Here is a 1,500-nt window from a genome sequence, read left to right on the forward strand (position 1 = left end):
CACCGCGTGGCCGGCCGCCGACCAGCCGAGCCAGCCGGTCACGGCGACCACGTCGCCGGGCCGGGCCCCGGCCCGGGTGACGGGCTCACGCCCGTGCAGGTCGCCGAGTGCGGTGATGGAGACGGTGATGGTGTCGCCGCGCACCAGGTCACCACCGACCACGGCGGCTCCCGCGACGTGGCACTCGTCGCGTACGCCGTCCATCAGCTCGGCGGGCCAGGTGGCGGGCAGCTCGGCGGGCAGCACCAGACCGAGCAGCAGCGCGGTGGGTACCGCGCCCATCGCCGCGATGTCGGCGAGGTTCTGCGCGGCGGCCTTGCGGCCCACGTCGTACGCGGTGGACCAGTCGCGGCGGAAGTGCCGCCCCTCCAGCAGGATGTCCGTGCTGGCCACCACCCGGCGGTCGGGCGCGGCGATGACCGCCGCGTCGTCGCCCGGCCCCAGCCGGACCGCGGGCGTGGTGGTGACGCGCGAGGTCAACTCGCGGATCAGCCCGAACTCTCCGAGTTCGCCGACAGTTCCCGGAGTCCGGGGGTGGCCCCCGGCGGAACTCAGCATCCGTGTGTCCCTTCACATGTGCGCAACTGCGAGGTGGATCTGCCGCGCCGGGCGGCGGTGCGGGACTCGCCGCGGACGACGGCTACGCGGTACCGTGGCGTCCCTTCTCTCCACATGATCCTCGAAGCCGCCCTGGAGGTTCCGTGGTACAGGCGTACATCCTGATCCAGACCGAGGTCGGCAAAGCGTCGACCGTGGCCGAGGTGATCGGCACCCTCCCCGGCGTGCTTCAGGCTGAGGACGTCACCGGGCCGTACGACGTGATCGTGCGCGCCCAGGCTGACACGGTCGACGACCTCGGCCGCCTGGTGGTCGCGAAAGTCCAGCAGGTGGACGGCATCACCCGCACTCTGACCTGCCCGGTCGTGCATCTGTAGTCCCCCCTTATGCTCGACCGGTGAGCTTTTCGCCCGGCCTGACCGTACCTGTGTGTGCAGCGATCGCCGCCGTGCAGGTGGCGGTCGCGGGCTGTTCGGCCGACCCTGAGGGGCCGGCGGTACCCAGCCCCACCGGGCGGTCCGCAGCCGACTGCCGAGCGCTCCACTCGCGGCTGCCCGCGAAGGTGGAGGGCCGGCCACGGGTGGAGCGGCAGCCGGTCTCGCGGTACACCGCCGTGTGGGGCGAGCCTGCCATCGAGCTGCGCTGCGGGGTGCCGCGCCCGAAGGTGCTCTCGCCCGGCAGTGAACACTACAACCCCACCGCCGACGCGGTGGAGGTGAACGGTGTCGGATGGCTGCTGGAGAAGCAGAGCGAGGGCTACCGGTTCACCACCACGGGCCGTACCGCCTTCGTGGAGTTGACCGTTCCGTCCGCCTACGCGCCCGAGGTGGGCGTGCTCACCGAGCTCGCCGACGCCGTCCTGGCCGCCGTTCCCGAAAAGCCCCTGTGACGCGGCGGCGGGCCGCCGGCGCGCACCTCTCCGCCGCACCTCTCCGCCGCGCG

General features: G+C 72.9%; 3 protein-coding genes. 2 read left to right on the forward strand and 1 reads right to left on the reverse strand.

What is annotated here, in order from left to right; translation table 11 throughout:
- Positions 1-558 (reverse strand): AIR synthase related protein (locus ACYVE9_RS26380; protein ID WP_461030408.1); only part of this gene is annotated, 558 nt, incomplete at its 3' end.
- A gap of 143 nt (positions 559-701) precedes the next feature.
- On the opposite strand from ACYVE9_RS26380, the gene ACYVE9_RS26385 reads away from it, so the two are divergent.
- Positions 702-935 (forward strand): Lrp/AsnC family transcriptional regulator, encoded by a 234-nt coding sequence (locus ACYVE9_RS26385; protein WP_461030409.1) that lies wholly within the window; start codon positions 702-704, stop codon positions 933-935.
- Between the two features lie 50 nt (positions 936-985).
- A complete protein-coding gene (locus ACYVE9_RS26390) occupies positions 986-1,447 on the forward strand; it encodes a DUF3515 domain-containing protein (protein ID WP_461030410.1) in 462 nt (153 codons plus the stop codon).
- Positions 1,448-1,500 lie beyond the last annotated feature (53 nt).

This window comes from Streptomyces sparsus (assembly GCF_054776295.1).